The following is a 26861-nucleotide window of genomic DNA, read 5'->3' on the forward strand; positions in this document are numbered from 1 at the left end:
CCTACGCCGGGAACGTGAATTCCACCGTCCGTTTGACAGTGTCGACGGCGGTGAGTCGCACCTTTGCGCGCTCACCGTCATCGGGCGTTCCGACGCATTTCGCAATCACTGCGACCGACGGGACAAATACTTCCGCCGAGCGCTTTCCGTCCTTGGCGCGCATCACCACCGCGTCGAAGACCTCGCCGACCCGGCCGTCGAGCAGCGTGGACTCGGTGAGATCGATGCACGCGCGGTCGACCTTGTTCGCCAGTGAGTCGGACCCACTCATGATGTCGGGCAACTCGGGAAGGGCGGTGCGCACCCATTCCGGTACCGGCGTACCAGCTGTGATCGCCAGACACACCTCGGTGCTGAAGCGATCGGACAGCCGGCGCAGTGGAGCCGTCACATGAGCGTAGGGCGCTCCGATCCCCGCATGCACCGTCAACTCCGGTAGCTGGCCGTCGAAGGCCGCGTAGTCTGCGCCGCGCAGCAACGACGGCGCAACCGACATCAGCGCCATCGTCGACGGCTCGTTGGAATCGAGTCCGGCAAGAATCTGCCCGACGCTTCGACCCTCCGGCCACGTGATACCCAGCGCCACTGCAGTTCTCCGCAGGGTGCGAACCGCGGACTCCTCGGCCGGCGGCAGCGTGCGAAGCAGCCCGATACCTGCGTCGATCATCATGCGGCCGGCACACATCCCGGTCAGCAGCGACACTTCTGCGTTCCAGTCGTCCGCTTCGGTGCGTGGCTCGAGCTCGATCCGCCAGCGAGCCGAGGACTCGTCCTCTGGCTGATCCCGAACCACTGACTGCTCGGGCAGTTTCAGCTCGATGGCGCCCCTGGCAACCGCCGAGGCACTGCGCAATCGTCCGAACTCCGGTAGTGCGGCGATCGACGGATGCAAGGTGCCCGCGTCGGCGTCACGTTGCACGGTCGAATAATCCAGACGCGCCACCGATTTCACCAGAGCGCGTCTCACCTGCCATGACGTGGGCTCGGCCTGGGCGTCCAACTCGATACGCCACAGTGCGGCGGGGCGAACCACGTCCGGCAGCAGACTCGCCGATCCCTCCGACAACGCCCGAGGATGCAGCGGAACGGAACCGTCCGGGAGATAGAAGGTTTGGCCACGCTTGCGGGTTTCGACGTCGAGCGCACCGCCCGGCGTCACCACCGCCGCGACGTCGGCGATCGCGTAGTGCACGACGTACCCGGTCGAGGTCTTCTCGATGTGCACTGCCTGGTCGAGGTCCATCGATCCGGGAGGGTCGATGGTCACGAAGGCGATACCCGTTTCGTCGACACGCCCGGCGCCGAAACGATCCACGGCATTCTCGGCCTCGGCCTGCGCCGCGGCCGAGAATGCTCCCGGCAAGTCGAACTCCGCCCGAACCACTCCGAAGTCGATTCCCTGCACCATCATTCGACTTGCGGGCACGCATCCTCCATGATCGGTTCGGGCCGGTGTAGCAGCTGTACCGGTCCCAGTTGTTCGAGTCCCAGTTGTTCCAAGTATCAGTTGTTCCAGTCTTCGTCTGCCCGATCGGCGGCTTTGTTGCGTTCGGCAGCGATCTTCAATGCATGCTCGGCAGAGTCCCGATCAGGGTACGGCCCCATCCTCGTCAACGAGGACGCGCCCTTTCCCTGCGTGACGGAACCGTCGGACACGTCGAAGTACCAGAGTCGATCTTCATCAGTCATATCCACAGTGTGACATCAGAGTGAGATAGAAGCTTGTAGATCGCTGTGAGACTGATATTCTTTCTACTTGGCCTGGCAGGTGAGAACCGGACATTCGAACGGTGAGTTCTGCTTGAATGCCCAACACAAGCTACGAACAGAAAATGGAGTGCGCATGTCCGCAATTCTTTACGATTACCTCCTCCCGCTCATGGGCCATGACGCGGCAACGTACTGGGCTACGCTGCTGGTCATCAAGCCTGTCTGACAGCTTTTCGAACAAAAGAAGACCCCCACCGATCCGGTGGGGGTCTTCTTTTTCTCACTGTGCAGATCGCGGGCGGACGAGTCGGCGTGTAAGCCGGATCCTGTCCTGCGGCACCAAAGTGCCGAGTGGCGACCATCCATCTGGGCACACCGTCGCCGGGTGCCTCGAGCGGTTCACCCGCAGGCTCGGGCGAGCAGCCCTCGAACACCTGCGCAGCCGCACCGCGAGCGATGCGACCTTCAACCTTGCTCCGGGCGGGGTTTACCTAGCCACCCCGGTCACCCGAGGTGCTGGTGCGCTCTTACCGCACCGTTTCACCCTTACCTGCCTCGAAAGGCAGGCGGTCTGTTTTCTGTGGCACTGTCCCGCGAGTTGCCTCGGGTTGCCGTTAACAACCGCCCTGCTCTGTGGAGTCCGGACTTTCCTCGGCCCCAGGCCTGTGCGTGGTACACGCTGGTTCCAGAAGCCGCGGCCGCCCGGCCAACTCGTCCGCCCCCGTATGCTACCGGGCGCCTGTCGGTGGCCGGCACTATGGTCACCTTATGACTCGGTACGTGGCCCTGCTACGCGGTATCAACGTGGGCGGCATCAACATCAAGATGGCGGACCTCGCGAGAGTCTTCGGCGACCTCGGATTCCAAGGCGTGAAAACCGTCCTGGCCTCGGGCAACGTTCTGTTCGACAGTCCGAGCACCGACATCTCGTCGCTGAAGAAACAGATCGAATCTGCCCTCGCCCGCGAGTTCGGCTACGAGGCTTGGGTATTCGTCCTCGACATTCCGACACTGCAAGCGATCGTGGACAACTACCCGTTCGACCGAGAACGCGAGGGTTGGCATGCTTACGCGATGGTTGCCTCCGAGCCGGAAATCCTCGAGGAATTGAGTGCTGCGGCAGCGCAACTCGATGCCTCGGTCGAACGCGTGGTGGCCGGCGACGGAGTCCTGTACTGGGAGGTCGAGAAGGGGCAGACCGTCAAGAGTGCGTTCGGCAGGAACACCGGAAAACCGAAGTTCAAGGCGTTCACCACAACCCGAAACCTGAACACGCTCTACAAACTGCTCAAATGACGCTCGCCCCGACACGGAGCACCAACGCGTGACTCTTCTACCGATCCTGCTCGTCGCCGTCGTCCTCGTCTTCGCGATTGTGCGTCCACGTGGGCTTCCCGAGATCGTCATCGCCGGGCCGGCAGCTGTCGTCGTTCTCCTGACCGGTGTCGTCACTCTCGACGAAGCCCGCGAAGAACTGACGAGCATGGCACCCACCGTCGTCTTCCTGGTTGCCGTGCTGGTTCTCGCTCATGCCGCGGACGCTCTCGGCGTCTTTCGCTGGGTCAGCCAGATCCTGCAGCAAAAATCCCTCGCCGATCCGCACCGGTTGCTGATTTACGTATTCGGCGCGGCTGCCCTGACCACGGCGGTCCTGAGCCTCGACGCCACCGTCGTACTTCTGACACCCGCAGTGATCGCGGCCGCACGATCCATCGGAGCAAGTCCGCGGCCCCATTCGTATGCCAGTGCGCACCTGTCGAACTCGGCGTCGACGCTCCTGCCGGTGTCGAACCTGACCAACCTCATCGCTTTTGCTGCAACGGGTTTGACGTTCTCGCACTTCACCGCGTTGATGGCGTTGCCATGGGTCGTGACGATCGCTGTCGAATATCTGATCTTCCGACTGTTCTTCCGTTCCGAACTCGTCCGCTCGGAAAACACAGAGCCACCGGCAAGTAAAACTTCCTCGCCTGCGCCGAGTCTGCCGCTGGCGGTGATCGGACTGACGCTGGTCGGTTTCGCGGTTTCGGGTTTCTTCGGGATCGAACCCGCCTGGATCGCTGTGGTGGGTGCGAGTGTTCTGGGAGCGATCGCTCTGGCTCGGCACCGTACGACCGCCGCCAAGATGCTCTACGCTGCCGACCTCTGGTTCTGCGCGTTCGTCCTGGTTCTCGGGATCATCGTCGCCGGAGTCGCGAACGGGCCGGTGGGAGAATGGATTGCGCAGATCCTGCCAGGCGACACCAGCTACGGATCACTGCTATTCGTCGCCGTGGTCGCTGCGCTCGCGTCCAACGTCGTCAATAACCTGCCGGCAACCTTGCTGATGATCGCGGCGCTCGGGACGGGAGCACCTCCAGGCCTGGTGCTCGCGATGTTGATCGGCGTCAACCTCGGGCCCAACCTCACCTACGTGGGCTCTCTCGCGACAATGCTCTGGCGACGAGTTGCCACCAGCGCGGGCGCACCGCCCACGCTGGCGACGTTCACTCTGCTCGGGGTCATCACGACGCCACTGACGCTGCTCGCCGCCGTGAGTGCCCTGTGGCTGGTGATCTGATCAGAGGCTGATCAGCCGTCGGGGCTCTTTCAGCGAAGATGTGACGTGTCGTTGACCAGCCGGACCGAGGCTCCCCCGTCTGGATAGAACTCGGTGATACTCAGCGACGCCAGATCCAGATGCAACCGGTACAGCAAGGACGGCCCGGCATCGAGGGCCAGCTGCACCAACGTCTTGATCGGGGTGACGTGAGAAACGACCAACAGCGTCGCGCCGCCGTAGGTCGAGATCAGGTCGTCACGCGCGGCGACGACTCGTTCTCGTACCTCGTCGAAACTCTCGCCGCCGGGTGGGCGCACCGAAGTGTCCGAGAGCCATTCGCGATGCAGGTCCGGATCGCGCTCGGCTGCCTCGCGGAAGGTGAGTCCGTCCCAGTCGCCGAAATCGGTTTCGATCAAACCTTTGTGCTCGACGACGGGAAGACCGAGCACGCGGGCCGATGCCTCTGCCGTCTCACGGGTTCTGCCGAGGGGTGAGCAGACGATGGCGTCGATACCGCCGCGGTTCCCGAAGCGTGCAGCCGCGCCGCCGGCCTGCGCGCGGCCCAATTCCGTGAGCTCAGGATTGCCGCGTCCGGAGTAGCGGCGATCGACCGACATCGCTGTCTGTCCGTGACGTAGCAACAACATTCGTGTCGGCTTGCCGGTGGTGGCGATCCATCCCGGAGAGCCGGCGATCTGCGGTTCCGACGTCTCTTCTGACGGCGCGGCGGGTGCAGCTGGTGCGGGGGTCGCGGTTTCGATGCCGGCAGCAGCGTCCATCGCCTCGTTGGCAAGACGATCGGCATGAGAATTCTCGCCGCGCGGAATCCACGTGTAGGTCACTCGCGAGAACTGCGTCGCCAATTCGGCTGCGCGCCGCTGCAGCGGAATCATGTCCGGGTGCTTGACCTTCCAGCGCCCAGACATCTGCTCGACGACCAGCTTGGAGTCCATACGGACGTCGACCGTCGACGCTCCGAGTTCACCGGCAGCGGTCAACCCTGCGATCAGCCCGCGGTACTCGGCGACGTTGTTGGTCGCTATTCCGATGCTTTCCTTGCGTTCGGCCAACACCGAGCGGGTGGAGTCGAAGACCACGGCGCCGTAGCCGGCCGGGCCGGGGTTGCCGCGCGATCCACCGTCGGCCTCGACGATGACCTGCGTGGGAGTCACAGACCGGACTCCTTGGTACGCACCATGATTGCATTGCACTCTGGGCAACGAACGACGACGTCGGCCGGTGTCGCGGCGATTCGGGAGATCTCGCCGCGGTCGATCTCGATCCGGCAAGCGCCGCATCGGCGTGCCTGCAGAAGCGCCGCGCCCGGTCCGCCCAGGGTGCGCTGCTTCTCGTAGACAGCAAGGAAATCGGCGGGGAATTCACCGACAAGTCGTTCACGATCGGCGGCGCAACGCTCTTGCGCCTTGTCCAGATCGGCGACGGCGTCGTCGCGGCGACGCTTGGCGTCGATCAGCTCTTCTTCGGCCTGGGACAGCTGGGCACCGGCATGATCGTGATCGGCCTGCAACGCCTCACGCTGCTCCATCACTTCGAGCAGCTCGTCCTCGAGGAGCCCCTGACGCCTGACCAGGCTGCCGAGTTCGTGTTCGAGTTCGGTGAGCTGCTTCGCCCCGACCGACCCACTCTGCAACAGAGTGCGGTCACGATCCTCGCGCTGACGAACCGCGTCGACCTCGCCTTCGAGCTTGCGAATGTCGCGATCAATGTCGTCGATCTGAATTTCGACGGCTACGGACGCATCTTTACGGCTGATTCGCTCGGCCTCGAGACGTTCGACTTCCTGCTGCTCGGGAAGCGCTCCGCGTCGGTGGGTGATCCGAGTGAGCTCAGCATCCACCCCGGCGAGGTCGAGAAGCTTGGATTGCACCTGTGGTTCGACGTTCACGCTGTATAACTCCTGCTGTAAGTCCGATGTCGGCAGTGCTCGCGAAGGACGGCTCTCGAAGAACTGCTCTTGAATTGTTCGTGCAACCGTACCTTGCAGAGCGCTGCACTAATGCGCACTCAAACACCACGGATCGGTGCGAATTGTCGAAACCCGGCTTTCCCACCCCGGATTGTCGGCAAACGCGGCGTCGAGCACCGATTTCGCCTGCGCACACCACGGGTATTCACTAGCCCAATGGGCGACATCGACCAGTGCCGGGCCACCGGCACGAAGATGCTCGTCCGCGGGATGATGCCGCAGGTCCGCAGTGACGTAGACGTCGGCGCCCAGCGCCGCCACCACGTCCAGATACGAGTCGCCGGAACCGCCGCACACCGCCACGGTACGAACGGTCGCGTCCGGATCTCCGGCAGCGCGAACACCCCACTCGGTCGAGGGCAGTGAGCGCGCCACTCGCGCCGTGAACTCTCGCAATGTTTCGGGGTGCTCGAGCTCACCCACCCGCCCCAGACCGAGCGAACTGGGGAACGCTGCGAGTTCGAAGACATCGAAGGCTGGTTCCTCGTACGGGTGGGCGGCACGCAATGCGCCCAACACCGCACTTCGCTTTCCGCGTGGGGCAATCACTTCCACACGATCCTCGCGAACCTGCTCCACAGCGCCGACAGTCCCGATCGTCGGATTCGCACCGTCGGCTGGCAAGAACTGACCCGTACCGGTGACCGTCCAACTGCACTGGCTGTAGTCGCCGATCCGCCCAGCCCCGGCCTCGAAAAGTGCATCCTGCACGGCCGATGCATTCTCCACCGGAACCATGACGACCCACTTGTCGAGCGGCTGCGTCGGCTTGGGTTCGATCGGGCGCAGCACGGTCAGGCCCAGAGCCTGCGCCAACGCGTCGGACACTCCAGGGTCGGCGGAGTCCGCATTGGTGTGCGCCGAGAACAGTGCGCACCCCGCCTTGATGAGCTTGTGGACCAACGCACCTTTGGGTGTGTGAGCACCGACGGTGTCCACCCCACGCAGCAGAAGTGGGTGGTGAACGACCAGAAGGTCGGCACCGGAGGCGATGGCGTCGTCGACCACTGCCTCGGTCGGATCCACCGCGAAAACCACTCTCGTCACCGCGTCCGCAGGATCGCCGCAGACCAGACCGACCGAATCCCACGATTCCGCCAGGGCGGGCGGATAAGCAGATTCCAGCACGGCTATGACGTCCGCAAGAATTGGGCCGCTCACAATATCTCCTTCATCGCTTCGATCAGTACCGAGACCTGCTCGGCTGGACGGACGGCAACGCGCAACTGATCGGGCCCGAGTCCGGGAAAGGTGTCGCACCGGCGGACGGCGATACCGCGGGCACGCAGGTGCTCTCGCATCGAGGCGCCGTCGCGGACGTCGATGAGCACGAACGGCCCCGCAGCGGGTTCGTGCACGGCAATCCCGATCTCGGTCAGTCGCCGGGACATGTCTTGGCGGTCTGCCGCAATCGCTTCGGCTTTGATCCTCGACTGCTCGACCGCGAACGGTTCGCAGCAGGCCGTGATGGCCTCGATCTGCAGACTGCCCAATGGCCAGTGGGCTCGGCCGTGAGCCAGTCGAGCGAGTAGATCCGGAGAGCCGATCGCGTACCCACACCGCAATCCGGCGAGTGCCCACGTCTTGGTCAGGCTCCGAAGCACCAGTACATCCGCCGACTCGACACCTGCGATGCTCTCCGCTTCGCCGGGGATCGCGTCGCCGAATGCCTCGTCCACCACCAGGATCCGGCCCGGCCGACGCAACTCCAACACATCGGCCTTGGGGTGAAGCACGGACGTCGGATTGGTCGGATTGCCCAGAACGACAAGGTCCGCGGATTCTGGTACCTGCGCGGCCCGAAGCGCGAAAGGCGGCTCCAGAATCACCTGCGTCACCGGTACACCGGCCTCTCGCAGCGCCAGTTCCGGCTCGGTGAAGGACGGATGGATCAGCGCTGCCGAACGAGAGCCCAGGCGCGGCAGCATCGCGAATCCCTCGGCACCACCCGAGAGCAACAACACCTCTTCGGGCCGGCGCCCGTGCCGCTGCGCGACGGTTTCGCGGGCTTTCAGTTCCGATGCAGCGGACGGGTACGAACCGAGCGTCGACAGCCCTGCGGCCAGCCGATCCCGCAACCACTCCGGTGGGCCGGAGCCTTGAACGTTGACGGCAAAATCGAGTAACCCGGGCTCCGCTTCGACATCTCCGTGATGTCGCAAGCTCTCCAGGTCAACCGTTCCGGTACTCACCCGGTCAGCCTACGGTCGAGCACCGTGCGCGGACATCACCCCTGCCGTCCGGGACAATGAGTGCCGTGACGACACCACCCCTCGACCGTTTTCCTGTAGTTCTGTTCGATCTGGACGGAACCATCACCGATTCCGCTCCCGGCATTCACGGCGGCTTCCGACATGCGTTGGCAACTGTCGGCCATCCGGAGCCGACGGAAGCGATGTTGGCATCGGTGATCGGCCCGCCGATGGTCGATACCTTCAGGTCACTCGGCATGGCCCCGGCGGACGTGGATCGGGCGATCGCCGCGTACATCGAGCGTTACGACGCGACCGGGTGGCAGGAGAACTCGGTGTACGAGGGTATGGACGTCGTCCTGGGTAAGGCTCGCGCGAGCGGCACCCGACTGGCCGTCGCCACCTCGAAGTCGGAGCGATTCGCCATTCGTATCCTCGAGCATTTCGGCCTGGCCGAGCACTTCGAGTTCATCGGCGGCGCAAGTGACGACGGAACTCGTCGGGCGAAACCCGATGTGATCGCGCACTCGCTGACCTCACTCGGGATCACTCCCGTCCTCGCTGCCGACGGCGGAACCCCCGACGTGCTCATGATCGGCGATCGTGATCACGACGTGCTCGGCGCCGCGAAGTACGGCATCCCCACCGTCGTCGTCGAATGGGGCTACGGTTCCGCCGAGGAAGCGCGGCAAGCGTTTCGCTCCGTATCGTCGGCATCCGAACTGGGAGGACTTCTCGATGGCCGCCTCTGAACCACTCCACGTGACTGAACCACTCCACGTGACGTTCGTGTGCACCGGCAATATCTGCCGGTCACCGATGGCCGAAAAGATCTTGCTCGCGCATCTGGGCCGTGAAGGCCTCGCCGACCGCGTGCGTGTCAGCAGCGCCGGTACCGAGGGGTTTCACACCGGTAGCGAGGCCGACGAGCGGACCAACGTCGTGCTCCGAGCGGCCGGATATCCGACGGGCCACAGCGCCGCGCAGGTCAATGCAGATCATCTCGCCGCCGATCTTGTCGTCGCCCTCGACACCGGGCACGAACGTGAGCTTGCTCATCTCGGCGTGCCCACCGAGCGTCGGCGCCTACTGCGATCGTTCGACCCCGAGGCGGACGGAGAATCGGTTCCGGACCCGTACTACGGGGATCAGGAGGACTTCGAACTGGTTCGAGACCAGATCGAAGCGGCCATTCCCGACATACTCGACTGGATCCGCGAGCGAGCCTGAACCCGGAGCAAAATTCACTCCCGTTCGGGCAACGGATACCGTGGACGTGTGCGAAGACTGAAATTCCTGTTGCGGCCCGGTTGGTTGGTACTGGCAGCTGTGGTCGGGCTCTTCGCCTACCTGTGCTTCACCGTGCTCGCTCCGTGGCAACTCGGCAAGAACACGAAGACCGAGCACCGCAATGATCTGATCTCGAACTCGATCAACGCGGAGACCGTGCCGATCGGTGATGTCATCGCCGATTCGACGATCGCACCGGACGACGAATGGCGAAACATCACCGCGGCAGGTACCTATCTGCCCGACGCCGATATCCTCGTCCGCCTGCAGTCCATCGAGGGCGCGCCGTCGTACGAGATCCTGACGCCTTTCCGCCTCGACGACGGCCGCACGATCCTCGTCAATCGCGGATACGTTCGGCCGATCAACGGCGCCGAGGCACCGCCCATCGCTGCGCCGCCGACCGATCCGGTCACTCTCAACGGCCGTGTGCGCCTGTCGGAAGGCACTGCTCCCGGCCGAGTTCCGATGTTCGAGGACGGCGCGAAGCAGGTCTACTCCATCGACGCACAGCCGATCGGCGAGTTCATCGGAACGGACCTGATCGACGCGTACATCCAACTCGAACCCGACCAGCCCGGCGGTCTCGGCACGATCCCGCTCCCCCAACTCGACGCGGGCCCCTACCTCTCGTACGGGTTCCAATGGCTGGCGTTCGGCATCATGGCGCCGCTCGGACTGGCTTACTTCATTCGCGCCGAGTGGCGCGAACGTCGCAAGGAAAAGGCAGCTCAAGCAGCTGTGGACGGTTTCGCAGCCGACGACGCCGCTGCCGAGACGACCCCGGAAGCGGCAGTGTCCGCGCCTGCCGCACCCCCCGGCGAACCGGCTCGTACCTTCAGCCGTCGCAAGAAGCCCGAGCCGGAATCAGTGCCGCTCACGGCGCAGGAAGCCAAACTTGCCGATCGATACGGCAATACCCGCTGAAATACCCGCTGACACCACAGCTGCACTGATCTGCACCGCCGACGAAAGCCTCGCCGCGCGGCGCAGATCGTTCGGCGTCGGCACAGGCCCGCGGCCGAGGACGGGACGCATCTCCACCCCGTGCGCGTACTCGGTCCGACCACCCAACGAAATGCCCAACGCCCCTGCCGCCGACGCTTCCGCGACGCCAGCATTGGGGCTTGGATGAGCCGCTGCGTCGCGTTTCCACGCTGCCAGTGATTCCTGAACCGAGCCGCCCACCACCGGTGCACACGCAGCCGTCAGCGCACCTGTCAGCCGAGCGGGGACGATGTTGACCAGGTCGTCGAACCTCGCCGCAGCCCACCCGAATCTGAGGTACTTCTCGGAGCGGTAGCCGATCATCGCGTCGAGTGTGTTGGCAGCGCGGTAGACGAACAGGCCTGGCACGCCCGCAATTGCACCCCAGAACACTGCGCCGACGGTTGCATCCGAGGTGTTCTCGGCAACCGACTCCAGTGCTGCACGCGTGAGGCCCTCCTCGCCCAGCACCGAGGGATCGCGTCCGCAGAGTGAAGGAAGTAGCTCACGCGCTGTCGTCAGGTCGCCGTCGACCTGTGACGCCTCCAATCGAGCGGCCATGTCGATGCCGGTGCGTGCAAGCGACGTTCCGCCGAGCACGGCCCAGGTAGCTATCGCCGTCGTACCCGTGACGGCCACCCAACCGGCCCGGCGCGACGCTGCTTCGGCTGTGAGGCCAAGTCCTGCGGTGCCGGCCAAGAGCACGGCAACATGAAGTGTTCCGGCCGCGCGCGAGTCCCGGTAGGACATCTTCTGCAGCGCGATAGCCGCGGTTCCGAAGCCGGCAACCGGATGGAACCGCCCCGGATCGGCGAATGCCCGATCCGCAACGAAGCCGAGGAGAAGCCCGGCAGCTCGCGCATTGAATCGAGATTGGGACGAACGAACCGAAATCTGCACGAGCGTAGTTGTAGCAGCGACGCTCGTTCTCTGGCCAACCGTCACATGTCTGCCCGAGCTGAGCTCAACCCGTCCCAGTCGATCGTCAGGTAGATCAAGCGGTGCATTCGGTTGATTTCCCAGACTCGGGCAATCCCGGTCGCCAGTGCGTCGCTTTGGGAACGAACCCGGATCGTCTGCCCCGGGAACAACGCAACACTGAGACTGGGCATCTCGGCGATATGTATGTGCGGACGGGTGGGATGCACGCGCGTCGGGTCGACGGCTACTTCGATCACAGAACTGGACATTCGTCCAGAATGGCGTATTGCGGACAATTCGTTGCCGAAAATGAAAAAACCCCGATCTGCGTCAACAAGCAGATCGGGGTTTGAATTCTTCGGTGGGCGCGGAGGGTTTCGAACCCCCGACCGCTGGTGTGTAAAACCAGAGCTCTACCACTGAGCTACACGCCCGAACTCCCGGTGAGACCCTCACCGGGAGTGCTCTAAGACTCTAGCGCGGCAAGCGCGTTTGCCCAAAGTCCGTGGTCACGGGCTTCTCCGGGGCCGTTCATCTCGGCAAAACGAATGATTCCGTCTTTGTCGATGACAAAGGTGCCACGATTCGCGAAGCCCAACTTGTCGTTGAACACCTCGTACTTCTGAGCGACTTCACCGTGCGGCCAGAAGTCCGACAGCAAGGGAAATGTGTATCCCTGCTCAGCCGACCAGATCTTGTGAGTCGGCGAAGCACCGACAGAAATCGCGAGAATGGCAGTGTCGTCGTTCTCGAACTTCGGAAGCTCGTCACGGACCTTGCAGAGTTCCCCCTGACAAGTCCCGGTGAAGGCCAACGGATAGAAGACCAGCAGAACATTCTTCTTACCGCGGAAATCTGCGAGCGAGACTTCCTGGTTGTTCTGGTCCTTCAAGGTGAAATCCGGTGCCTGGGCACCAACTTCGAGAGGCATGTGCAATTCCTTGGGAAAGTGAGGAAAGGGCCGGGTCAGCGCTTGTTGGCCGGACGAGCCTTCGGCTGAACCAGTCGACTTCCCGACCAGTCACCGAGGTTGGCTGCCGATGTCTGCGTCAAGCCGGCAGTCGGCGCCGATTCGGCAATCTCGCTGGGCTCGACATGTCCGTCGAGACCGGTCTTGGGAGTGAGAACCCACACGAAGCCTTCGTCGGCGAGGGGCCCGATGGCATCCATCAAGGCATCCACCAGGTCACCGTCCTCGTCGCGCCACCACAGCAGCACGACGTCGATGACCTCGTCGGAATCCTCGTCGAGCATTTCCCCGCCGATGGTTTCCTCAACCGCGGCACGAATGCCGTCGTCGGTATCCTCATCCCAGCCCAGTTCCTGCACCACCATGTCAGTGGTAATCCCGAGTTTCTGAGCGTAGTTCTGGGCATCCGCCGCGGCGACCACGGTGGGGTCCTCCTTTTGTTGATGGTGTGTGGCGACCCCGCACACCTACCGTTTGACGATCAATTAGGGAAAGCGAACATGGTCTGAGGCGTTAGCGCAAGCCGACCACGCCGAAAACTTTCACCAAAGATCGTCTTCTGACACACGGCGAACCTTACGCCTGCGGATTACCGCAGGTCACAGGGATCCACATTCATCGAAGATCGACTTGCGAATCGAATTGCTCGTATCGCTGATCGAATTGATTTCATCCGCCGAATGATCACTCTCGATCACGACTGCAGATGAACGTAGGTTCGCGGCCAATTCGTCGAACAGTCCGGAAAGTTGCGCCGGAAGTTCACTCGCGACCGAGTCGAACCACGAGGCGGTGTCCCTGGCCGACGAAGCAGCAGCGCTTGCTTCGGCTCTCAGGTCGGTCTCACCATGATTTCCGGCGTCGACGTAGGCATTGAACGCGACCACGTCGTTTTTCGATCGAGAGACCGCTTCCTCACAGATCGCGAAAGCTGCATCTGCCGCATCTGCCGCCGCTTTCGACGAGGACGCGGCGGCCATCGAAACACTCACCTCGGATTGGTATGCAGCCACGTGCGCTTCATTGGGTACTGCCGATCCGGTCACCGCCGCCGAACATCCCACGATCACCGACAGTCCCACTGCAATCGATCCGACCGAGACCCACGCCCCGACCCTGCCGTAATTGATTTCTTTGTTTATTTTTTCCCACCCCTTCATACGTTCCGATCGATCCCCCAAGCCTGTGACTACGGGGAACCATCACACCCCTGCGTCACGCCGAAAAACGCTACCCGAGAGTAACCAGAGGCGAGGTGTGCCGGACCGACCGGGATGGTGAAAGATGAGGTACGCGCCATATTCACGATGGAAGTGCGTCGGACCTAACAAGGCCTCGATCACCTATGTAAGGACGCCCCACCACGCGTCCCCAAACCAATGAGGAGCACACGTTGTCTGACCTGATCCAGGGTCCCGCGTCCGGGCAGAACGCCGATTCCGGCGCCGCCGGCGAGTCGGGTTCGCCCGCGTCGAATACGCCGGGGGGAACCGACGGTCGCGTTCGCGTCATTCGCGAAGGTGTTGCGTCGTACCTGCCGGACATCGATCCGGACGAGACCACCGAATGGCTCGAATCATTCGACGGACTTCTGGATCGATCCGGACCCACGCGTGCCCGCTACCTCATGCTCCGCATGCTCGAACGCGCCGGTGAGAAGCACGTCGCACTCCCCGCGCTCACCTCGACCGACTACGTCAACACGATTCCGACCGAAAACGAGCCGTGGTTCCCCGGCGACGAAGAGGTCGAGCGCCGCTATCGCGCCTGGATCCGTTGGAACGCCGCGATCATGGTCCACCGCGCGCAGCGACCGGGCGTCGGCGTCGGCGGTCACATCTCCACCTACGCATCCTCGGCAGCGTTGTACGAGGTCGGCTTCAACCACTTCTTCCGCGGCAAGGACCACCCGGGCGGTGGCGACCACATCTTCATCCAGGGTCACGCCTCCCCCGGCATCTACGCCCGCGCCTTCCTCGAGGGCCGCATCCCCGCGGAACAGCTCGACGGATTCCGCCAGGAGAAGTCCCACGCCGACTTCGGCGGCGCACTGCCGTCCTACCCGCACCCGCGGCTGCTTCCCGACTTCTGGGAGTTCCCGACGGTCTCGATGGGTCTCGGCCCGATGAACGCCATCTACCAGGCCCGGTTCAACCACTACCTCAACGACCGCGGCATCAAGGACACCACCGATCAGCACGTGTGGGCATTCCTCGGCGACGGCGAAATGGACGAGCCCGAATCACGCGGCCTCGCTCACGTCGCGGCAACCGAAGGCCTCGACAACCTCACGTTCGTCGTGAACTGCAACCTCCAGCGCCTCGACGGCCCGGTCCGCGGCAACGGAAAGATCATCCAGGAACTGGAATCGTTCTTCCGCGGTGCCGGCTGGAACGTCATCAAGGTCGTCTGGGGCCGCGAGTGGGATGCGCTGCTGCACGCCGATCGCGACGGCGCGCTGGTCAACCTGATGAACGTGACGCCGGACGGTGACTACCAGACGTACAAGGCCAACGACGGCGCGTTCGTACGCGATCACTTCTTCGGACGTGACCCCCGCACCAAGGAGCTGGTCAAGGACCTCACAGACCAGGAAATCTGGAACCTCAAGCGCGGTGGCCACGACTACCGCAAGGTCCACGCCGCCTACGCAGCGGCCATGGCACACAAGGGCCAGCCGACGGTCATCCTGGCGCACACCATCAAGGGCTACACCCTCGGTAAGCACTTCGAGGGCCGCAACGCCACACACCAGATGAAGAAGCTGACGCTGGACGATCTCAAGGCGTTCCGCGACATGCAGCACATCCCGATTTCGGATGCCGAGCTCGAGAAGGATCCGTACCTGCCTCCGTACTACCACCCGGGCGCGGACGCTCCCGAGATCAAGTACATGCTCGACCGTCGTAAAGCACTCGGCGGGTTCCTGCCTTCCCGCAACACCGACGCTGCTCCGCTCAAGCTCCCCGAGGACAAGACGTACGACGTCATCCGCAAGGGTTCGGGCAAGCAGGAAGTCGCCACCACCATGGCGATCGTGCGCATTCTCAAGGAACTGTTGCGCGACAAGGAGATCGGCAAGCGGATCGTGCCGATCATTCCGGACGAGGCCCGTACGTTCGGTATGGACTCGTGGTTCCCGTCGCTGAAGATCTACAACCGCAACGGACAGCTCTACACCTCCGTCGACGCCGAACTCATGCTCGCCTACAAGGAAAGCCCGATCGGCCAGATCCTGCACGAGGGCATCAACGAGGCCGGTTCGACGGCATCGTTCACCGCAGTCGGCACGTCCTACGCCACCCACGGTGAACCGATGATCCCGCTGTACATCTTCTACTCGATGTTCGGTTTCCAGCGCACCGGCGACGGCCTGTGGGCGGCCGCCGACCAGATGGCTCGCGGATTCGTTCTCGGCGCGACCGCCGGTCGTACCACTCTGACCGGTGAAGGTCTCCAGCACGCCGACGGACACTCGCTGCTCCTGGCATCGACCAACCCGGCCGCTGTCACGTACGACGCCGCCTTCTCGTACGAGTTGGCGCACATCGTCAAGGACGGCTTGCGCCGCATGTACGGCGGCACCGAGGGCGTCGACGGTTTCGGTGGCGAGAACATCTTCTACTACCTGACCATCTACAACGAGCCGTACGTTCAGCCGGCCGAGCCCGAAGGTCTCGACGTCGAGGGCTTGCTCAAGGGCATCTACCTCTACAAGACGTCCGAAGTAGCCGGCCCGAAGGCACAGATCCTCGTATCCGGTGTCGCGATGCCCGAGGGTCTGCGTGCGCAGAAGCTGCTCGCCGACGAATGGGGCGTCTCGGCCGACGTCTGGTCGGTCACGTCCTGGGGTGAGCTGCGCCGCGAAGGCGTCGAATGCGAACGTCAGGCGCTGCTCAATCCGTCCGAGGATGCTCCGGTTCCGTTCGTCACCACGGCGTTGTCGTCGGCCCAAGGCCCTGTCGTCGCGGCTTCGGACTGGATGCGGGCGGTCTCGGATCAGATCCGTCAGTGGGTTCCCGGCGACTACACCACGCTCGGCACGGACGGGTTCGGGTTCTCCGACACACGCACTGCAGCGCGTCGCTACTTCAACGTCGATGCCGAGTCCATCGTCGTTGCCGTGCTGATCGGTTTGGCGAAGGAAGGTTCGATCGAGCGGTCAAAGGCCGTCGAAGCCGCGAGCCGATACCGCATCGACGACGTGAATGCTGCTCCCGAGCAGACCGGGGACACCGGTAGCGCCTAAGTCGTAGGGCAACAGTCCCAGCGATCGAAAACAGACCTACGCCCATCGCCGCGGGTGTCATCTCGACATCCGCTGCGGCGATGGGCGTAGGTTTTTCTCATGCCCGAACCTGATCCCGAGAAACCCGAAGAGGGCGTACGCCGCACTCGACCACAGTCGTCCGGGTTGCAGGCTGTACTCGCCCGCCGTCGTCAGGTTCGCGATCCACTTCCAGAAGCCTTGCTCCGCCGCGTCAAACAGTTCTCCGGTCGGCTCTCCACCGAGGCCGTGACCGTGATGGAGGAGCAGCTTCCGTTCTTCGACAGTCTCGACGCGTCGCAACGTGCCGACGTTCAACTCTTGGTGCAGACGTCGGTGGTGAATTTCCTGGAATGGCTGCGGCAACTCGACTCGGAGATCAGCTTCGGATACGAGTCGTTTCCGGTCATCCCTCAGGATCTTGCTCGACAGCTCACGCTGCGCCAGACCGTCGACATGGTCCGGGTGGCGATGGAGTTCTTCGAGAAATGGCTGCCGGCTCTCGCCCGCAACGATCAGCAGCTGATCGCGCTGACAGAAGCGGTCCTGCGCTACGGGCGTGAACTCGGTTTCGCAGCAGCGACGGTGTACGCAAGCGCCGCCGAGTCGCGGGGTGCCCTGGACACGCGACTGGAAGCGCTCGTCGTCGACGCCGTCGTGCAGGGAGACACCGGCTCGGACATGCTCTCCCGCGCAGCCACCTTGAACTGGGACGCCACGGCTCCGGCCACCGTCATCGTCGGGTCTCCCCCGCCGGACGAGCGGGTCTCGGTTGCCGGCACCGTCCACGCGACTGCCGCCGCGCACGGGCGCGCTGTTCTCGCCGTGGTACAGGGTCCGCGACTGGTGATGATCGTCAGCGGCGAGCTGAGCAGTAAGACGGAAGGCAGCCAATTCCTTCAAGACCTGCTCATGAGTTTCGCCGACGAGCCGGTGGTGATCGGCCCGACAACGCCCTCGTTGAGCGCAGCACACTTCAGTGCGTCCGAAGCTCTCGCGGGAATCAAGGCCGTCGCCGGGTGGCGCGGCGCACCTCGTCCCGTTTTCGCGACTGAACTGCTCCCGGAACGGGCACTACTCGGAGACGACGCTGCCGTAAAGGCTCTTCGCGATTTCCTGGTCGCACCTTTAGCGGAATCCGGCACAGTCTTGACCGATACTTTAGACAGTTATCTCGACTGTGGAGGTGCGGTTGAGACTTGTGCACGTCTTCTGTTTGTTCATCCAAATACCGTTCGGTACCGCTTGAAGCGAATCGCGGAAGTTACCGGCCGGGATCCTACGAATCCACGCGACGCATACGTACTACGGATCGCCGCTACCGTGGGCCGATTGACACAAATCGATCTCAAATCGAACAATTCGGTTACTTCAGTCACATCTTTAACATCCGGACAAACAAACCTGTAACCCCCGAGCGTCCAATTTCGATGGCCGGGCGCGACGTGGGATTTTGTGGGAACCCTACAAAACACTTCGCCAGAGTTCATCGCGACCGACATCTCGCAGGTCACTCGCGGCGGTGTTCTCTTAATAAGTGATTTCGTTGCTCGCCCCGGGACAGGGCTCTCAGACACCCGGCATGCTCAGCCCATGGCTGGCACTGCCCGGAGCGCAAGACCGCCTCGAAGTGTGGTCGAAGGCAGCCGGCCTTGACCTCGTCCGACTCGGCACGACCGCGACTGCAGAAGAAATCACCGACACCTCGGTAACCCAGCCCCTCGTCGTTGCCGCTGCTCTGCTGGCGTACGAGGAAATCGAATCACGTGGGCTCCTCGGCGCCAACGTCATCGCTGCCGGCCATTCAGTGGGTGAACTTGCCGCTGCTGCGGTCGCCGGTGTTATTTCCGCTGACGACGCGGTCGCGCTTGCCGCCCTCCGCGGCGCCGAGATGGCCAAGGCTTGTGCGCTCGAGCCCACCGGCATGTCAGCCGTTCTCGGTGGCGACGAAGCCGAAGTGCTCGCACGACTCGAAGAACTCGGGTTGGAAGCGGCCAACCGCAATGCGGCCGGCCAGATCGTGGCTGCCGGACTGCTCACCGCGCTCGAAGAACTCGCAGCAAACGCACCCGAAAAGGCCCGAGTCCGCGCACTGCCCGTCGCCGGCGCTTTCCACACCCGCTTCATGGCACCTGCACAGGACGCCGTCGCAGCTGCTGCCGCCAAGATCACCCCGTCCGATCCGACGCGCACGCTGCTTTCCAACTCGGATGGCGCACCCGTCTCCTCGGGCGCCGACGCCCTCACCAAACTTGCCGCGCAGGTAACCCGCCCCGTTCGTTGGGACCTCTGCTCCGCGTCGTTGCGGACAGCAGAAGTCAGCGCGATCGTGGAACTCCCGCCGGCCGGAACCCTCGTCGGAATTGCCAAGCGCGAAATGCGTGGCACGCCGACGGTGGCCCTCAAGAACCCGGAGGATATCTCCGCACTGTCCGAGCTGACCTAGCTCGGACGCCCACCCGGCCGATCAGCCCGAACGGCGGCCGGACGTTTCACCCCACCTCAATCGATCAAGAAGGGAGCCACACCAGTGGCCCACACTCAGGAAGAAATCATCGCGGAACTCGGCCAGATCGTGGAGGAGGTCACCGGTATCGAGCCTTCCGAGGTCACCGTTGACAAGTCCTTCGTGGACGACCTCGATATCGACTCCCTGTCCATGGTCGAGATCGCTGTTCAGACCGAAGACAAGTACGGCGTGAAGGTCCCCGACGAGGATCTCGCAGGCCTGCGCACCGTCGGCGACATCGTCGCGTACATCCAGAAGCTCGAAGCCGAAGGCGCCGAAGCCAAGAACGCAGAGTGAGCCGACCGTGACTTCCGCTTCTACCCGCAAAGGGAAATTCCCCGACATCGTCGTCACGAGCCTCGCGACGTCGACCTCGGTGGCTGGTGATGTGGATGGCACGTGGAAGGCGCTACTCGCCGGCGAAAGCGGCATCGGAATCCTCGATGACCCGTTCATCGACGAGTTCGACCTTCCCATTCGCATCGGCGGGCACCTGAAGGTTTCACCAGACGAGGGCTTGTCCCGCGTCGAAATTCGACGGATGAGCTGGGTGGAACGCCTTGCCCTCACGTTGAGTCGCACGGTCTGGAGCAACGCCGGCAGCCCCGAAGTCGATCAGGACCGCCTCGCGGTTGTCATCGGCACCGGACTCGGCGGCGGCGACACGCTCATCGACGCCGTCGACAAACTCCGTGGCGGCGGATACCGCAAGGTGTCCCCGTTCTCGGTGCAGATGGTCATGCCCAACGGACCGGCCGCAACGGTCGGGCTCGAACTCGGGGCCCGCGGCGGCGTCATCACCCCGGTGTCGGCATGTTCGTCAGGTTCCGAGGCAATTGCTCACGCTCACCGCATGCTTGTCATGGGTGACGCGGACATGGTTGTGGCTGGTGGAGTCGAGAGCTTCATCGACGCGGTTCCGATCGCGAGCTTCGCCATGATGCGTGCAATGAGCACCAACAACGACAATCCGGCCGCAGCTTCACGTCCTTTCGACAAGGACCGCGACGGATTCGTCTTCGGCGAAGCCGGCGCACTGATGATCCTCGAAACCGAGGAACACGCAAAGGCACGCGGGGCCACCATTCATGCCCGCCTGCTCGGTTCCGGAATCACTTCGGACGGGTACCACATCGTGGCACCGCATCCGGAAGGCCTGGGCGCGGCGCGAGCCATGACCCGAGCAATCGAGATGGCCGGACTGACGAAGTCCGACATCAAGCACATCAACGCCCACGCCACTGCGACGCCGATCGGTGACATCGCAGAGGCAAAGGCAATCAACGCAGCGGTCGGCAATCACGCTGCGGTGTATGGCCCGAAATCCGCGCTGGGACACTCGATCGGCGCTGTCGGCGCCCTCGAATCAGTCCTCACGGTTCTGGCAGTGCGTGACGGGATCATCCCGCCCACGCTCAATGTCGACAGCCAGGATCCAGAAATCGATCTCGATGTCGTCAAGGGTGAACCCCGAACCGGCTCTTTCGATTTCGCACTGAACAACTCGTTCGGTTTCGGTGGGCACAATGTCGCGCTCGCCTTCGGTCGGGCCTAGCCCGAACCGCGGTTTGCACCTGTCCGCGGGTGTCGTTGCAACACAACGTCACCCGCGGACAACACCGACCTTTCGTTCCACCCAAGGCTCGTACTGAAGGAGGACGCGATGACCATCCTGGCCCCCGTGACAAAGTCCGAATCATCGACAGACCCGCGCGATCCTCTTGCGCGCCTGGAAAATCTGTTCGACCCCGGCACAACAGTGCCGCTCCACGCCCGTGACAAGTCCGGCGTGCTCGCTGCGTCCGGAAACATCGACGGCGTCCGCACCATCGCATACTGCTCCGATGCCACCGTCATGGGCGGCGCAATGGGCGTCGACGGTTGCAAACACCTCGTCAAAGCCATCGATACCGCCATCGAGGAAGAGTCCCCCATCGTGGGTCTCTGGCACTCCGGTGGCGCGCGTCTGGCTGAAGGCGTCGAAGCACTCCACGCAGTCGGACTGGTCTTCGAGGCCATGGTCCGTGCGTCGGGTCTCATACCTCAAATTTCCGTCGTGCTCGGCTTTGCCGCTGGTGGAGCCGCGTACGGTCCAGCCCTCACCGATGTCGTGATCATGGCGCCGGAAGGCCGAGTGTTCGTCACCGGCCCAGACGTAGTTCGCAGTGTCACCGGTGAACAGGTCGACATGGTGTCACTCGGCGGTCCGGACACACACACCAAGAAGTCGGGTGTCGCGCACATCGCCGCACACGACGAGGCCGACGCATTGCACCGCGCACGCCGCCTGGTCTCGATGATGTGCGAGCAGGGCGAATTCGATCAGCGGGCAGCGGAACTCGGCGACAGCGATCTGCGCGCCATGATGCCTGCGTCCGCAAAACGTGCATACGACGTTCGTCCCATCGTTCACGAAATGCTCGACAACGTCGAAGGCGAGTCGAGCTTCGAAGAACTGCAAGGCAATTACGCGCGGAGCATCGTCACCGGTTTCGGCCGGATGGCCGGACGCACGGTTGGCGTCATCGCGAACAACCCACTGCGACTCGGGGGGTGCCTGAACTCCGAAAGTGCAGAGAAGGCCGCTCGATTCGTGCGACTGTGCAACGCATTCGGCGTGCCGCTCGTGGTCGTCGTCGATGTTCCCGGGTATCTGCCTGGCGTGTCGATGGAGTGGGAAGGCGTGGTTCGGCGCGGCGCGAAGTTACTTCACGCCTTCGCCGAGGCGACTGTCCCCCGCGTCACCGTCGTCACTCGAAAGATCTACGGCGGCGCATACATCGCAATGAACTCGCGAGCACTGGGAGCCACGGCCGTTTTCGCTTGGCCCAACTCCGAAGTGGCCGTGATGGGCGCGAAGGCTGCTGTCGGCATCCTGCACAAGCGGGCTCTCGCTGCGGCACCGGACGACGAGCGTGAAGCATTGCACGACCGTCTCGCTGCCGAACACGAGGCGATCGCAGGCGGCGTCGACCGCGCTGTCGAAATCGGCGTCGTCGACGAGGAAATCGACCCGGCGAAGACTCGCAGCATCGTCACCGCTGCGCTCGCGTCTGCACCATCTGTCCGTGCGCGCCACAAGAACATTCCGCTCTGACAACCCCGGACAGCAAGGTGGGCCTCGCCGATACGGCGGGGCCCACCTTTGTCATTCAAGTCTGTGTCGTTCAATCCGCGAGAGCCCTCAGGGTTCAGGATGGACCTCGGTCAGCTGACACGCCTTCGCAGCCATGTCACTTCGGCACCTTCGCCTGAACTCCGGAAGGGTTCGAGTTCCTCGTCCCACGGTGCGCCTATCGCCCGATCGATCTCCGCGGCGATGTCTCCACCGGAATTCATGATGGACCGCAGTTTCATCTCCCCAACAACGACATCACCGTTCGCACTGGTGGATCCGCGCCACAATCCCAGACCGGGCACATGGCTGTACCGTTCGCCGTCGACGCCATGGCTCGGGTCCTCCGTGACCTCGAACCGCAACATCGGCCACGCCCGTAACGAATCGACCAGGCGGGCACAGGTTCCGACGGGACCTGTCCAATCCGTCGTCGCACGCAGAAGCCCGTCGTAGGCAGGCTGTGAGGTCCATCTGAGCTTGGCAGGGCTGTCCAACGTGGCGGACAAAGCCCAATCCACGTGCGGGCACAGCGCCGCGGGCGACGAGTGGATGTAAACCACACCAGTCGTCACGTCCGCGAATTGATTCATTTCGCGCACTCGAGCCTCCTGCTTCGACGAGGGACGTCTTCCCCAACGACCTCTGTCGAGTTCGTGCAGCACGCTCGATTGAACAGTGTGCCTTGTGTTACCCGTGTTGCGCCAGTGGAAGGAGAGAAATTTGTGCTCTATCGCGAAACTTCACCGATCACGCCATCTGACAATTCAGTCCACAAAGGCTTGGCCCAATCACCGAAGTCGCGATCGGTAAGCACGACGCACGCAGTATCGATCGTGGGATCGACCCACAGGAACGTCCCGGACTGGCCGAAATGACCGAAGGTTGCGGCCGAGTTCTCGAGACCTGTCCAATGCGGACGCTTGTCGCCGCGAATTTCGAATCCGAGTCCCCAGCCGTTGGGGCGCTGAGAGCCGTAACCCGGAAGAATTCCGTTGAGCCCCGGGAACTGCACGGTTGTCGCCTCTGCAAACGTCTGCGTCGAGATCAGGGTCGGCGAGAGCAGTTCAGCCGCGAACTTGGCCAAGTCGTCTGCCGATGCCTGTGCACCGTGACCGGCAGGACCGACAAGAGCCGCGCTGGTCATCTCCAACGGCGCGAACACCGCCTCGGCAAGATAGTCGGCAAACTCGATCTCGGTCTCCCTGGAAACCAACTCGGCAAGCACCTCGAATCCCGCACTCGAGTAGATCCGCTTCGACGCCACCGGCGCCTGAACAACACGTTCGGCGAATGCCAACCCGGAAGCATGTGCGAGGAGATGACGAACGGTCGACCCCTCAGGCCCGGCCGGCCCATCCAACTCGACCGCCCCTTCCTCCACCGCCACCAGAATCGCGTAGGCGCACAACAGTTTTGTCACCGAAGCCAGGGGGAAAACATGCGACTGGTCGCCGCTGAAACCACGAATGCGGTCGCCCTCACCCGGATTATTCCCGGAGAGGACGACCGCTGCCGCATTGTCGACCGGCCACTGCTGGATTACGTCGAGACTGTGAGTACTGGGCACCCGATCAGACTACTGGCACAAGAGTTGCGCTTTCGATCACCAGTCAGCTTCGGTGTAGCGGATGACGCCGCGGATGTTCTTGCCATCCAACATGTCCTGGTACCCGTCGTTCACGCCTTCGAGCGTGTAGGTCCGAGTGACCATGTCGTCAAGGTTCAGCTTGCCTGCCTTGTACATCGCGAGGAGGTTAGGCACGTCCTGGCGAGCGTTGCCACCGCCGAAAATATTGCCCTGAAGGTCCTTCTGAAGCATCGACATCAGGAACAGGTTCAGCTTCACATCCATGTCCGTCAGGTGCCCCATTGCAGTGACAACACAACGACCAGCCTTTGCCGTCAGAATCATGGCTTCTTCGACGTACTCACCCTTCATTTCGCCGACGGTGATGATCGTCTTCTGCGCCATGCGTCCGTACGTGGCGTCGATGATCGGCTGAATGGCAGCGGCAGCGCTTTCGAAAGCGTGCGTTGCGCCGAACTTCAGAGCCTGCTCACGCTTCCACGGCACGGGGTCGATGGCAAAGATGTACCGAGCGCCCGATGCAACCGCACCCTGTAGCGCACTGATACCGACGCCGCCGACGCCCATGATCACAACGTCTTCGCCGGGCTTCACATCGGCGATGTGGGTTGCCGATCCCCAACCGGTCGGGACGCCGCAACCGACGAGTGCGGCAACCTCGAACGGAATGTCCTTGTCGATCTTCACCACTGACGACTGGTTCACGACCATGTAGGGCGAGAACGTCCCTAGCAGGCACATCGGGATCACGTTTTCGCCGCGAGCCTGGATCCGGTACGTGCCGTCGCTGATGGCTTGGCCGCTGAGGAGGCCCATCCCGAGGTCACAAAGATTCTGATGTCCGGCCGAACACGCCGGACAGGTTCCACAAGCCGGAATGAAGGACAGAACTACGTGGTCGCCGACCTCCAGTCCCTTGACCTCAGGGCCAAGCTTGGTGATGACGCCCGAACCCTCGTGCCCGCCCATGACCGGGAACGACGGCATCGGGGTCGCGCCGGTGACGATGTGGTGATCGGAGTGGCACATTCCGGCCGCTTCCATGCGAATTTGAACTTCGCCGGCCACCGGCTCGCCGATCTCGATCTCCTCGACGGACCACTTCTCATTGAGGCCCCACAGGATTGCACCCTTGGTCTTCACGTCACTTCACCCTTTCATTCGCACACCCGCATCTATCTCTGTGACCATAGCCACAAATCCGCGAAATTGGAACGTGTTCTAACGAAAGATTTTGCACTGCAGGTCAGACGTCCAAATGACCTGGCACAACCGGCTTGGCGACGACGAAGGAATGACCCACTGAGTGGGACAGGCCACACGGGCACCCGAAAGTAGAGTCACCCCGAAAGCACGCACCCATTCGACTCCACCTCCCACCAATCGGTCGGACACAGAGCAGCGGGTCTGAAACAGGCATGGCCATGTTCTGGTGCATGTGAGGTTTGACCCCTCAGGTTTTGAATGTCGTGTTCGCCGGCCGCGGGTGCTGCTGCGGATCGATCGAGGGCGGCGGGATGAACCACGGTTTGTTGTCGACCCCGATCCGGATCACCCACTTCCCGACGAACCCGGATTTCCGGTGCATCAGCCGGTGATGCGAACGGCACAGCAGGACAAGGTTGTTCATCACCGTCGGCCCGCCGTTGGCCCAGTGCCGAATATGGTGCGCATCCGTCCACGCCGGCACACATGTGCAGCCCGGGAACGCGCAGCCCTTGTCCCGGGCGATCAACGCCACTCGCTGCTCCGCGGTGACCAACCTCTTTCCGGGTCTCGCATCGAGCGGCGCCCCGTGACCGTCGAGCAGAACAGTCGACAGGAAACAGTCACACCCGAGGAGTCTGGTCTGCGACACCGAGAGTGGCCCGAGCCAGGGCATGTGCCCGACATCGAGATCCGACACAGCCACTCCACCACCATCAGGAGCAGCGGGCAAGGGCGCGGCGGCGCAATCGCGATGCTCCGCTAAATCACGCACGTTGATGTGCACGTTCACGTGCGGCCGCTGACCACCATCCGTACCGGTCTTGGCGCAGTCCAAATACCGGCGGATCAGTTCGGTGAACCCGTCCGCCGTGCGTTTCGCCGCCGACCGAGAATCCGGGGTTCCATCCGGTGCCGGGGTCGGCATCGTCAGATTCGACAACGCCGACAACAACATTTCACCGGTGAGAGCATCGAAATCCCCGCGCACCACCACCCGACCGTTCAACGTCGACGCGATCCGGAGCTCGTTGCGGTCGATATCTTCGGCGGGCGGAATCTCATCGGATTCGAAGATTCGCTCCAAGGTCGCGATCACGTTCCGTACCTTCGTGGTCGTGGCCTCCACTCCGGAAGCGGCAGCCAACAACAAGTCGATACAGCGAGGGAGCGCTTCGTCCGGCATGCCCTTCGGTGGTGATTCGCAGAACGCCACGATCAACACGGCATGATCGAAGGAGCAGTCCCCGACATCGAACCGGGCAGTCACCGCCGGAAACGGCCGAAGCGCAGCACCCAGGGCGGCGATCTTCTTCCCGTCCTGAACCTGCAGCATCGTGTTTGCCGCCAACCAGCACCCCACCCCGCGGCTGGCAATCACCTGATCATCGGGACGCATCGACAACTCGTCCACCACCGCCACACGAACGGCCTCGAGACGCAGAATCTCCGCACTCGCCTCGATAGCAGCGGTACGTAACTCCGCAGCAGACAACCGCCACAGTCGTCCGCGCAACCCCACCGCAGAACCAGACACCACATCCGACAACAGAACACTCATTGAATCCCCCGAT

At 63.1% G+C, this 26861-nt stretch carries 26 protein-coding genes, 1 tRNA gene and 1 other RNA gene; 11 read left to right on the forward strand and 17 right to left on the reverse strand.

Annotated elements, in window-relative coordinates; genetic code table 11:
- Nucleotide 1 precedes the first annotated feature (1 nt).
- The 3 genes from R4P70_RS10295 to rnpB all read right to left on the reverse strand — a co-directional run bounded on the left by R4P70_RS10295 (nt 2) and on the right by rnpB (nt 2424).
- Nucleotides 2-1411 carry an RNB domain-containing ribonuclease gene (locus tag R4P70_RS10295; protein WP_019748950.1) on the reverse strand — a complete coding sequence of 470 codons (1410 nt, stop codon included), beginning with the start codon at nt 1409-1411 and terminating at the stop codon, nt 2-4.
- A 92-nt stretch (nt 1412-1503) separates the two neighbouring features.
- Nucleotides 1504-1689, reverse strand: a complete 186-nt coding sequence (locus R4P70_RS10300; protein WP_007735457.1) for a hypothetical protein — start codon at nt 1687-1689, stop codon at nt 1504-1506.
- Between the two features lie 320 nt (nt 1690-2009).
- Nucleotides 2010-2424: RNase P RNA component class A (rnpB, locus tag R4P70_RS10305), an RNA gene on the reverse strand.
- Between the two features lie 54 nt (nt 2425-2478).
- On the opposite strand from rnpB, the gene R4P70_RS10310 reads away from it, so the two are divergent.
- Both R4P70_RS10310 and R4P70_RS10315 read left to right on the forward strand, forming a co-directional pair.
- Nucleotides 2479-3006, forward strand: coding sequence for a DUF1697 domain-containing protein (locus tag R4P70_RS10310; RefSeq protein ID WP_019748952.1), 528 nt, complete (start codon nt 2479-2481; stop codon nt 3004-3006).
- Nucleotides 3007-3034: 28 nt separating this feature from the next.
- A complete protein-coding gene (locus tag R4P70_RS10315) occupies nt 3035-4270 on the forward strand; it encodes an SLC13 family permease (protein WP_317830778.1) in 1236 nt (411 codons plus the stop codon).
- A 29-nt stretch (nt 4271-4299) separates the two neighbouring features.
- Here the strand turns inward: R4P70_RS10315 and R4P70_RS10320 are convergent, their stop codons facing one another.
- From R4P70_RS10320 to cobC, 4 genes are all read right to left on the reverse strand, one after another.
- Nucleotides 4300-5424: a bifunctional RNase H/acid phosphatase gene (locus R4P70_RS10320; protein WP_046378730.1), complete on the reverse strand. Its 1125-nt coding sequence runs from the start codon at nt 5422-5424 to the stop codon at nt 4300-4302.
- Nucleotides 5421-6158 (reverse strand): zinc ribbon domain-containing protein, encoded by a 738-nt coding sequence (locus R4P70_RS10325; protein WP_019748955.1) that lies wholly within the window; start codon nt 6156-6158, stop codon nt 5421-5423. The genes R4P70_RS10320 and R4P70_RS10325 overlap by 4 nt, the downstream gene beginning before the upstream one ends.
- 108 nt (nt 6159-6266) lie before the next feature.
- Complete coding sequence (locus tag R4P70_RS10330; RefSeq protein WP_019748956.1) at nt 6267-7400, reverse strand: Nif3-like dinuclear metal center hexameric protein; 1134 nt, start codon at nt 7398-7400, stop codon at nt 6267-6269.
- Nucleotides 7397-8431: an Rv2231c family pyridoxal phosphate-dependent protein CobC gene (gene cobC / locus R4P70_RS10335; protein WP_317830779.1), complete on the reverse strand. Its 1035-nt coding sequence runs from the start codon at nt 8429-8431 to the stop codon at nt 7397-7399. Before cobC ends, R4P70_RS10330 begins: the two co-directional genes overlap by 4 nt.
- A gap of 56 nt (nt 8432-8487) precedes the next feature.
- Between cobC and R4P70_RS10340 the strand changes: the two genes are divergently transcribed.
- The 3 genes from R4P70_RS10340 to R4P70_RS10350 are packed head-to-tail and all read left to right on the forward strand — an operon-like array spanning nt 8488 to nt 10648.
- Nucleotides 8488-9183 (forward strand): HAD hydrolase-like protein, encoded by a 696-nt coding sequence (locus tag R4P70_RS10340; protein WP_019748958.1) that lies wholly within the window; start codon nt 8488-8490, stop codon nt 9181-9183.
- Nucleotides 9170-9661 (forward strand): low molecular weight protein-tyrosine-phosphatase, encoded by a 492-nt coding sequence (locus tag R4P70_RS10345; protein ID WP_021334191.1) that lies wholly within the window; start codon nt 9170-9172, stop codon nt 9659-9661. The genes R4P70_RS10340 and R4P70_RS10345 overlap by 14 nt, the downstream gene beginning before the upstream one ends.
- A gap of 48 nt (nt 9662-9709) precedes the next feature.
- A complete protein-coding gene (locus tag R4P70_RS10350; protein ID WP_092763379.1) occupies nt 9710-10648 on the forward strand; it encodes an SURF1 family protein in 939 nt (312 codons plus the stop codon).
- On the opposite strand, the gene R4P70_RS10355 is transcribed toward R4P70_RS10350, so the two are convergent.
- The 6 genes from R4P70_RS10355 to R4P70_RS10380 form a co-directional block, all read right to left on the reverse strand.
- Nucleotides 10589-11608 (reverse strand): cobalamin biosynthesis protein, encoded by a 1020-nt coding sequence (locus tag R4P70_RS10355; RefSeq protein ID WP_020908150.1) that lies wholly within the window; start codon nt 11606-11608, stop codon nt 10589-10591. The genes R4P70_RS10350 and R4P70_RS10355 overlap by 60 nt on opposite strands.
- Before the next feature lie 41 nt (nt 11609-11649).
- Nucleotides 11650-11898: a hypothetical protein gene (locus tag R4P70_RS10360; RefSeq protein WP_283309861.1), complete on the reverse strand. Its 249-nt coding sequence runs from the start codon at nt 11896-11898 to the stop codon at nt 11650-11652.
- Between the two features lie 93 nt (nt 11899-11991).
- Nucleotides 11992-12063: transfer RNA gene (locus tag R4P70_RS10365), tRNA-Val, on the reverse strand.
- Nucleotides 12064-12095: 32 nt separating this feature from the next.
- A complete protein-coding gene (locus R4P70_RS10370) occupies nt 12096-12560 on the reverse strand; it encodes a peroxiredoxin (protein WP_003941619.1) in 465 nt (154 codons plus the stop codon).
- Nucleotides 12561-12595: 35 nt separating this feature from the next.
- Complete coding sequence (locus R4P70_RS10375) at nt 12596-13021, reverse strand: DUF3052 domain-containing protein (protein WP_003941575.1); 426 nt, start codon at nt 13019-13021, stop codon at nt 12596-12598.
- A gap of 177 nt (nt 13022-13198) precedes the next feature.
- Nucleotides 13199-13759 (reverse strand): hypothetical protein, encoded by a 561-nt coding sequence (locus R4P70_RS10380; protein ID WP_317830780.1) that lies wholly within the window; start codon nt 13757-13759, stop codon nt 13199-13201.
- 233 nt (nt 13760-13992) lie between these two features.
- Between R4P70_RS10380 and aceE the strand changes: the two genes are divergently transcribed.
- The 6 genes from aceE (at nt 13993) to R4P70_RS10410 (ending at nt 22472) form a co-directional block, all read left to right on the forward strand.
- On the forward strand, nt 13993-16848 hold the full coding sequence (aceE, locus tag R4P70_RS10385; protein ID WP_047887974.1) for a pyruvate dehydrogenase (acetyl-transferring), homodimeric type: 2856 nt from the start codon (nt 13993-13995) through the stop codon (nt 16846-16848).
- A gap of 99 nt (nt 16849-16947) precedes the next feature.
- Nucleotides 16948-18276, forward strand: coding sequence for a PucR family transcriptional regulator (locus R4P70_RS10390; RefSeq protein ID WP_019748966.1), 1329 nt, complete (start codon nt 16948-16950; stop codon nt 18274-18276).
- Between the two features lie 127 nt (nt 18277-18403).
- Complete coding sequence (locus R4P70_RS10395) at nt 18404-19312, forward strand: ACP S-malonyltransferase (protein WP_317830781.1); 909 nt, start codon at nt 18404-18406, stop codon at nt 19310-19312.
- Between the two features lie 84 nt (nt 19313-19396).
- A complete protein-coding gene (gene acpM, locus R4P70_RS10400; protein WP_003941649.1) occupies nt 19397-19672 on the forward strand; it encodes a meromycolate extension acyl carrier protein AcpM in 276 nt (91 codons plus the stop codon).
- Nucleotides 19673-19679: 7 nt separating this feature from the next.
- Nucleotides 19680-20930: a KasA/KasB family beta-ketoacyl-ACP synthase gene (locus R4P70_RS10405; protein ID WP_003941591.1), complete on the forward strand. Its 1251-nt coding sequence runs from the start codon at nt 19680-19682 to the stop codon at nt 20928-20930.
- 108 nt (nt 20931-21038) lie between these two features.
- Nucleotides 21039-22472: an acyl-CoA carboxylase subunit beta gene (locus R4P70_RS10410; protein WP_003941597.1), complete on the forward strand. Its 1434-nt coding sequence runs from the start codon at nt 21039-21041 to the stop codon at nt 22470-22472.
- 110 nt (nt 22473-22582) lie between these two features.
- Here R4P70_RS10410 and R4P70_RS10415 read toward each other — a convergent pair whose 3' ends face one another.
- The 4 genes from R4P70_RS10415 to R4P70_RS10430 all read right to left on the reverse strand — a co-directional run bounded on the left by R4P70_RS10415 (nt 22583) and on the right by R4P70_RS10430 (nt 26848).
- A complete protein-coding gene (locus tag R4P70_RS10415) occupies nt 22583-23092 on the reverse strand; it encodes a DUF3145 domain-containing protein (protein WP_003941617.1) in 510 nt (169 codons plus the stop codon).
- A gap of 128 nt (nt 23093-23220) precedes the next feature.
- Entirely contained in the window at nt 23221-24060 is an 840-nt protein-coding gene (locus R4P70_RS10420) for a serine hydrolase domain-containing protein (protein ID WP_317830782.1), read from the reverse strand.
- A gap of 36 nt (nt 24061-24096) precedes the next feature.
- Nucleotides 24097-25224, reverse strand: coding sequence for an NDMA-dependent alcohol dehydrogenase (locus R4P70_RS10425; protein ID WP_019748970.1), 1128 nt, complete (start codon nt 25222-25224; stop codon nt 24097-24099).
- A 310-nt stretch (nt 25225-25534) separates the two neighbouring features.
- Nucleotides 25535-26848, reverse strand: coding sequence for an HNH endonuclease signature motif containing protein (locus R4P70_RS10430; RefSeq protein ID WP_317830784.1), 1314 nt, complete (start codon nt 26846-26848; stop codon nt 25535-25537).
- Between the last annotated feature and the right edge of the window lie 13 nt (nt 26849-26861).

The organism is Rhodococcus sp. IEGM 1241 (genome assembly GCF_033142365.1).
Taxonomy (GTDB): domain Bacteria; phylum Actinomycetota; class Actinomycetes; order Mycobacteriales; family Mycobacteriaceae; genus Rhodococcus_F; species Rhodococcus_F erythropolis.

What these genes read in the sequence shown, in the direction of transcription:
- R4P70_RS10430 (WP_317830784.1), bottom strand. Translation starts at nt 26,848, where the DNA reads ATGAGTGTTCTGTTGTCGGATGTGGTGTCTGGTTCTGCGGTGGGGTTG.
- R4P70_RS10370 (WP_003941619.1), bottom strand. Translation starts at nt 12,560, where the DNA reads ATGCCTCTCGAAGTTGGTGCCCAGGCACCGGATTTCACCTTGAAGGAC.
- R4P70_RS10300 (WP_007735457.1), bottom strand. Translation starts at nt 1,689, where the DNA reads ATGACTGATGAAGATCGACTCTGGTACTTCGACGTGTCCGACGGTTCC.
- R4P70_RS10345 (WP_021334191.1), top strand. Translation starts at nt 9,170, where the DNA reads ATGGCCGCCTCTGAACCACTCCACGTGACTGAACCACTCCACGTGACG.
- R4P70_RS10310 (WP_019748952.1), top strand. Translation starts at nt 2,479, where the DNA reads ATGACTCGGTACGTGGCCCTGCTACGCGGTATCAACGTGGGCGGCATC.
- R4P70_RS10380 (WP_317830780.1), bottom strand. Translation starts at nt 13,759, where the DNA reads ATGAAGGGGTGGGAAAAAATAAACAAAGAAATCAATTACGGCAGGGTC.
- R4P70_RS10295 (WP_019748950.1), bottom strand. Translation starts at nt 1,411, where the DNA reads ATGATGGTGCAGGGAATCGACTTCGGAGTGGTTCGGGCGGAGTTCGAC.
- R4P70_RS10360 (WP_283309861.1), bottom strand. Translation starts at nt 11,898, where the DNA reads ATGTCCAGTTCTGTGATCGAAGTAGCCGTCGACCCGACGCGCGTGCAT.
- R4P70_RS10390 (WP_019748966.1), top strand. Translation starts at nt 16,948, where the DNA reads ATGCCCGAACCTGATCCCGAGAAACCCGAAGAGGGCGTACGCCGCACT.
- R4P70_RS10410 (WP_003941597.1), top strand. Translation starts at nt 21,039, where the DNA reads ATGACCATCCTGGCCCCCGTGACAAAGTCCGAATCATCGACAGACCCG.
- R4P70_RS10340 (WP_019748958.1), top strand. Translation starts at nt 8,488, where the DNA reads ATGAGTGCCGTGACGACACCACCCCTCGACCGTTTTCCTGTAGTTCTG.